The organism is Enterobacter sp. P82 (assembly GCF_037053385.1).
GTDB lineage: Bacteria > Pseudomonadota > Gammaproteobacteria > Enterobacterales > Enterobacteriaceae > Enterobacter.
Genome location: NZ_JBALHX010000011.1, coordinates 22,232 through 29,071 on the forward strand (window position 1 = coordinate 22,232; position 6,840 = coordinate 29,071).

Here is a 6,840-nt window from a genome sequence, read left to right on the forward strand (position 1 = left end):
GCTTAAGGAACTGCAAAAATGACCGAACTGAAGAACGATCGTTATCTGCGTGCGCTGCTGCGCCAGCCCGTTGATGTCACCCCGGTGTGGATGATGCGCCAGGCGGGACGCTATCTGCCAGAGTACAAAGCCACGCGCGCGCAGGCAGGCGATTTTATGTCGCTGTGCAAAAACGCTGAGCTGGCCTGTGAAGTGACGCTCCAGCCGCTGCGCCGCTTCCCGCTGGATGCTGCGATCCTCTTCTCGGATATTCTGACCATTCCGGATGCAATGGGCCTTGGGCTCTATTTTGAAACCGGTGAAGGCCCACGTTTTACTTCGCCTATCAAGAGCAAAGCCGACGTCGACAAGCTGCCTGTTCCCGATCCTGAAGATGAGCTGGGCTATGTCATGAACGCTGTGCGCACCATTCGCCGTGAGCTGAAAGGTGAAGTGCCGCTGATCGGTTTCTCCGGCAGTCCGTGGACGCTGGCGACTTACATGGTTGAAGGTGGCAGCAGCAAGGCTTTCACCGTGATTAAAAAGATGATGTACGCGGAGCCGCTGGCGTTGCATGCGCTGCTCGACAAGCTGGCGAAGAGCGTCACGCTCTACCTCAACGCGCAGATTAAAGCGGGTGCGCAGTCGGTGATGATTTTCGACACCTGGGGTGGCGTACTCACCGGACGCGATTATCAGCAGTTCTCGCTCTATTACATGCACAAGATCGTTGATGGCCTGCTGCGTGAAAACGAAGGTCGCCGCGTGCCAGTGACCTTGTTCACCAAAGGTGGTGGCCAGTGGCTGGAGGCGATGGCCGCGACGGGATGTGATGCGCTGGGTCTTGACTGGACAACCGATATTGCCGATGCGCGCCGTCGCGTGGGTGACAAGGTGGCGCTGCAGGGCAATATGGATCCGTCCATGCTCTATGCACAGCCAGCTCGCATTGAAGAAGAGGTGGCAACCATTCTCGCCGGCTTCGGCCAGGGGGAAGGGCACGTCTTTAACCTCGGACACGGTATTCATCAGGACGTGCCGCCAGAACACGCTGGCGCGTTTGTGGAGGCAGTACACCGACTTTCTGCGCAATACCACAAGTAAGGAATCGCTATGGATCTCGCGTCATTACGCGCCCAACAAATTGAACTGGCTTCATCCGTGATCCGCGAGGATCGTCTGGATAAGGATCCCCCGCAGTTTATCGGTGGGGCTGACGTCGGGTTTGAGCAGGGTGGGGACGTGACGCGAGCGGCGATGGTGGTACTGAAATATCCCTCGTTTGAGCTGGTGGAGTACAAGGTAGCGCGTATTGCTACCACCATGCCCTACATTCCTGGCTTTCTCTCCTTTCGTGAATATCCCGCGCTGCTGGCAGCGTGGGAGCAGCTCTCGCAAAAACCTGACCTGCTGTTTGTTGATGGACACGGTATCTCACACCCGCGCCGTTTAGGCGTGGCCAGCCACTTTGGCCTGCTGGTGGATGTTCCCACCATCGGCGTTGCTAAGAAACGCTTGTGTGGTGCGTTTGAACCGCTTTCTGCCAAGCCTGGCGCGCTGGCACCGCTCATTGATAAAGGTGAACAACTGGCGTGGGTATGGCGCAGCAAAGCCCGTTGTAACCCGCTGTTTATTGCCACCGGACATCGGGTGAGCATGGATAGCGCTCTGGCGTGGGTGCAGCGCTGTATGAAGGGATACCGTTTGCCTGAGCCAACACGCTGGGCAGACGCGGTAGCTTCTTCACGCCCGGCTTTTGTTCGTTGGCAGGAAATTCAGCGATGATTCAGGTAAACTGCGCCTAATTTTCGATTCGAGAGATCATCATGTTACAAAACCCGATTCACCTGCGCCTTGAGAAGCTGGAAAGCTGGCAGCACGTCACCTTTATGGCTTGCCTGTGCGAGCGCATGTATCCCAACTATGCCGCGTTCTGCAAGCAGACGGGCTTTGGTGATGGTCATATTTATCGCCGAATTCTGGATCTGATCTGGGAAACGCTGACGGTGAAAGACGCGAAGGTGAATTTCGACTCTCAGCTCGAAAAGCTGGAAGAGGCGATTCCGGTCGCGGATGATTTTGACCTGTACGGTGTCTATCCGGCGATCGATGCTTGTGTGGCGTTAAGCGAGTTGATTCACTCCCGCCTGAGTGGTGAAACGCTGGAACATGCTATCGAAGTCAGTAAGGCATCAATTACGACCGTTGCGATGCTGGAAATGACTCAGGAAGGTCGTGAAATGACCGACGAAGAGCTGCGTGCGAACCCGGCGGTAGAACAAGAATGGGACATTCAGTGGGAAATTTTCCGCCTGCTGGCAGAGTGTGAAGAACGCGATATCGAGCTGATAAAAGGGCTGCGCGCGGACTTACGTGAGGCCGGTGAGAGCAATATTGGTATATTTTTTAACCAATGAGACAATAAAACTTGAGATAACGCCCGTTTTGTCGCTCCTCGACTCTTCCCTTTCGCCCCTTGTCTGGTCTACATTTGGGGGGCGAAAAAAAGTGGCTATCGGTGCGTGTATGCAGGAGAGTGCTTTTTTGGCATTTTCGTCGCACTCGATGCTTAGCAAGCGATAAACACATTGAAAGGATAACTTATGAACAAGACTCAACTGATTGATGTAATTGCGGACAAGGCTGATCTGTCTAAAGTGCAGGCTAAAGCTGCTCTGGAATCTACCCTGGCTGCTATTACTGAGTCTCTGAAAGAAGGCGATGCTGTACAACTGGTTGGTTTCGGTACCTTCAAAGTGAACCACCGTGCTGAGCGCACTGGCCGCAACCCGCAGACCGGTAAAGAAATCAAAATCGCCGCAGCTAACGTGCCAGCATTCGTTTCTGGTAAAGCTCTGAAAGACGCTGTTAAGTAAGACGCGTGGCAGTGAACAGTTTTAACGAAGGGGCGGTAACGCCCCTTTTGTCTGTCTGGCGTGGTGCGCTCACGTTAGCGGGCGTGCTGTTGCTGTCAGCCTGTAGCCATGACTCCACTCTGCCACCGTTTACTGCCAGCGGCTACGCTGACAACCAGGGGGCGGTCAGGATCTGGCGCAAAGATTCCGGCGGTGAAGTGCATCTGCTTTCTGCTTTTAGCCCGTGGCATAACGGCAATACCTCGACCGCGGAGTATCGCTGGCAGGGCGATGACCTCACGCTGATCGAACTGAACGTCTACAGTAAAACCCCTGAACATGTGAAAGTGCGTTTTGATGACCATGGCGAGCTGAGCTTTATGCAGCGTGAAGTGAGTGGTCAAAAACAGCAGCTTTCCAGCGATCAAATTGCTCTCTATCGTTATCGTGCCGAACAGATCCGCCAGACCAGCGATGCGCTGCGTCAGGGACGCGTTGTACTGCGCCAGGGGCGCTGGCACTCCGATGGGACGGTGACAACTTGCGAAGGGCAGACAGTGAAGCCTGAGCTTGAATCCTGGGCAACCGAACATATTGAACGTCGTCAGCGTCATTCATCTATGGAGGTGAGTGTGGCGTGGCTTGAAGCACCGGAAGGTTCTCAGCTGCTGCTGGTGGCGAACGAAGACTTCTGCACCTGGCAGCCGACAGAGAAGAGTTTCTGACGTATTTCCCCTCTCCCTTGAGGGAGAGGGTTAGAGTGAGAGCGTAATTACTCCCCTTGCTCACGCGCAATGGCGCGATAGCCGATATCCTGACGGCTAAAGCTACCGTTCCAGTGAATATCCGCCATCAGCGCATAGGCCCGCTTCTGTGCTTCTGCCACGGTATGACCCAACGCGGTCGCACACAGCACACGGCCACCGTTGGTCAGTACACGATCGTCGTCAGACAGTTTCGTACCCGCATGGAACACTTTACCGCCTTCGATCTCTTCCAGAGGCAGACCGTGGATCTCATCTCCGGTGTTGTAATTACCTGGATAGCCGCCAGCAGCAATCACCACGCCCAGAGAGGCACGTTCGTCCCACTCGGAAGTTTTCTCATCCAGCTTACCTTCACAGGCTGCCAGGCACAGATCGACCAGATCGGATTTCATGCGCAGCATGATCGGCTGAGTTTCTGGATCGCCAAAGCGGCAGTTGAACTCGATGACCTTTGGGTTACCCTGTTTGTCGATCATCAGACCCGCATAGAGGAAACCGGTGTAAGTATTCCCTTCCGCTGCCATACCTTTTACGGTTGGCCAGATGATGCGATCCATCGTGCGCTGATGCACTTCGTCAGTCACGACCGGAGCGGGCGAGTAAGCGCCCATACCGCCGGTGTTCGGGCCGGTATCCGCATTGCCTACGCGTTTATGATCCTGGCTGGTAGCCATCGGCAGAACGTGCTCGCCGTCGACCATTACAATGAAGCTCGCCTCTTCACCATCGAGGAACTCTTCGATCACGATGCGATGGCCTGCGTCGCCGAATGCGTTGCCTGCCAGCATGTCCTGCACTGCGGCCTCTGCTTCTTCGAGGGTCATCGCCACGATAACGCCTTTACCGGCAGCCAGGCCGTCGGCCTTAATGACAATCGGCGCGCCTTTTTCACGCAGATAAGCCAGGGCTGGCTCAACTTCCGTGAAGTTCTGATATTCCGCAGTGGGAATATTGTGGCGTGCGAGGAAATCTTTGGTGAAGGCTTTGGAGCCTTCGAGCTGTGCTGCACCTTCGGTTGGCCCGAAGATTTTCAGGCCTGCCGCGCGGAACGCATCCACCACGCCAATCACCAGCGGCGCTTCCGGGCCGACGATGGTCAGGTCGATTTTCTCGTTCTGCGCAAAGTTCAGCAGTGCCGGGATATCGGTCACGCCGATAGCCACGTTCTGCAGCGCTGGCTCCAGCGCCGTACCTGCGTTGCCCGGTGCCACAAAGACGGTTTCCACCAGCGGGGATTGTGCCGCTTTCCATGCCAGAGCATGCTCGCGTCCGCCATTACCAATCACTAATACTTTCATTTTCTGCTCCGGGAATTAATGGCGGAAGTGGCGCATGTCGGTGAAGATCATCGCAATACCGTGTTCATCGGCAGCGGCAATCACTTCGTCATCACGAATGGAACCGCCAGGCTGGATCACACAGGTGATGCCTACTGCTGCTGCTGCATCGATACCGTCACGGAACGGGAAGAAGGCGTCAGACGCCATGGCGGAGCCTTTCACTTCCAGACCTTCATCACCTGCTTTAATCCCGGCGATTTTTGCAGAATAAACACGGCTCATTTGGCCTGCACCTATCCCGATGGTCATGTTCTCTTTCGCGTAGACAATGGCGTTGGATTTCACGAATTTCGCCACTTTCCAGCAGAACAGCGCATCACGCAGTTCCTTCTCGGTTGGTTGACGTTTGGTCACCACGCGCAGGTCGGCTTCTGTCACCATACCCAGGTCGCGGTCCTGAACCAGCAGACCGCCGTTCACGCGTTTGAAGTCCAGACCCGGTACACGTTCAGCCCACTGACCGCAAACCAGCACGCGCACGTTCTGTTTTGCAGCGGTGATTTTCAGCGCTTCTTCGGATGCGGATGGCGCGATGATCACTTCGACAAACTGGCGGGAGATGATGGCCTGCGCCGTTTCAGCATCCAGCTCGCGGTTGAAGGCGATAATACCGCCGAACGCGGAGGTCGGGTCGGTTTTGTAGGCACGATCGTAGGCATCCAGAATAGAGCTACTTACCGCGACGCCGCATGGGTTAGCGTGCTTGACGATAACGCAGGCTGGCTCATTGAACTCTTTCACACATTCCAGCGCAGCATCGGTGTCAGCGATGTTGTTATAGGAAAGCGCTTTGCCCTGAACCTGTTGAGCGGTAGCAACAGAGGCTTCTTTTACCTCTTCTTCTATATAGAAGGCTGCTTGCTGGTGGCTGTTCTCACCGTAACGCATATCCTGCTTCTTAATGAAATTCAGGTTCAGGGTGCGCGGGAAGCGGCCAGAAGGATCTTTGCTTTCACCGTGGTAAGCCGGCACCAGGCTACCGAAGTAGTTGGCGATCATGCTGTCGTATGCAGCGGTGTGTTCGAATGCTTTGATGGCGAGATCGAAACGCGTTTGCAGAGTCAGTGACCCTTCGTTGGCATCCATCTCATTAATAATGGTGTTGTAGTCGCTGCTCTTCACCACGATAGCCACATCTTTATGGTTCTTGGCTGCGGAGCGCACCATGGTCGGGCCGCCGATATCAATATTCTCTACGGCATCTTCCAGAGAACAGCCTTCGTGGGCAACAGTCTGGGCGAACGGGTAGAGGTTAACGACAACCATGTCGATTGGCGCGATATCATGTTTTTCCATAATGGCGTCGTCCTGACCGCGACGGCCAAGAATACCGCCATGCACTTTCGGGTGCAGGGTTTTCACGCGTCCATCCATCATTTCCGGGAAACCGGTGTAATCGGACACTTCGGTTACCGGCAGACCTTTATCTGCTAACAGGCGGGCGGTACCGCCTGTGGAAAGCAGCTCCACACCACGTGCAGAAAGTGCCTGAGCGAATTCGACGATACCGGCTTTATCAGAAACACTGAGCAGAGCGCGGCGGACTGGACGACGTTGTTGCATGGTAAATCCCCTGGATTTCACGATTACAGAGAGCGTTAGATGAATTTTCCAGCGAAAAACTCATCTAACACACCTGACAGGGCATCCTTGTTAAGCGCGAGCATTTTAACGAAAACGTTTGCGCAACGCTCGCACATTTTCACTTTTTCGTATCATTGTGGATAAGTCTGTGCGTAAAAAGGTATAAAGCGGGGTTTTGCTGGGGAATACAGCAGTCAGTCATTTTTTTGCAACTTTTCGGTTGCGGCCTGCGGAGAACTCCCTATAATGCGCCTCCATCGACACGGCAGATGTGAATCACTTCACAAACAACCCGGTCGGTTGAAGAGAAAAAAT

7 protein-coding genes are annotated in these 6,840 nt (G+C 54.7%); 5 read left to right on the forward strand and 2 right to left on the reverse strand.

The features are described from left to right. Positions 1-18 precede the first annotated feature (18 nt). The 5 genes from hemE to WB237_RS22740 all read left to right on the forward strand — a co-directional run bounded on the left by hemE (position 19) and on the right by WB237_RS22740 (position 3,559). Positions 19-1,083: a uroporphyrinogen decarboxylase gene (gene hemE / locus WB237_RS22720; protein WP_114980110.1), complete on the forward strand. Its 1,065-nt coding sequence runs from the start codon at positions 19-21 to the stop codon at positions 1,081-1,083. Positions 1,084-1,092: 9 nt separating this feature from the next. Further along, on the forward strand, positions 1,093-1,764 hold the full coding sequence (nfi, locus tag WB237_RS22725) for a deoxyribonuclease V (protein ID WP_336216648.1): 672 nt from the start codon (positions 1,093-1,095) through the stop codon (positions 1,762-1,764). Positions 1,765-1,805: 41 nt separating this feature from the next. Beyond that, positions 1,806-2,396 carry a YjaG family protein gene (locus WB237_RS22730; protein WP_336216651.1) on the forward strand — a complete coding sequence of 197 codons (591 nt, stop codon included), beginning with the start codon at positions 1,806-1,808 and terminating at the stop codon, positions 2,394-2,396. Between the two features lie 186 nt (positions 2,397-2,582). Next, positions 2,583-2,855 carry a nucleoid-associated protein HU-alpha gene (gene hupA, locus WB237_RS22735; protein ID WP_002445246.1) on the forward strand — a complete coding sequence of 91 codons (273 nt, stop codon included), beginning with the start codon at positions 2,583-2,585 and terminating at the stop codon, positions 2,853-2,855. A gap of 11 nt (positions 2,856-2,866) precedes the next feature. Then, positions 2,867-3,559, forward strand: a complete 693-nt coding sequence (locus WB237_RS22740; RefSeq protein WP_336216658.1) for a DUF1481 domain-containing protein — start codon at positions 2,867-2,869, stop codon at positions 3,557-3,559. A gap of 47 nt (positions 3,560-3,606) precedes the next feature. On the opposite strand, the gene purD is transcribed toward WB237_RS22740, so the two are convergent. Next, complete coding sequence (purD, locus tag WB237_RS22745) at positions 3,607-4,899, reverse strand: phosphoribosylamine--glycine ligase (protein ID WP_336216653.1); 1,293 nt, start codon at positions 4,897-4,899, stop codon at positions 3,607-3,609. Positions 4,900-4,914: 15 nt separating this feature from the next. Continuing rightward, positions 4,915-6,504: a bifunctional phosphoribosylaminoimidazolecarboxamide formyltransferase/IMP cyclohydrolase gene (gene purH, locus WB237_RS22750; protein ID WP_336216655.1), complete on the reverse strand. Its 1,590-nt coding sequence runs from the start codon at positions 6,502-6,504 to the stop codon at positions 4,915-4,917. Positions 6,505-6,840 lie beyond the last annotated feature (336 nt).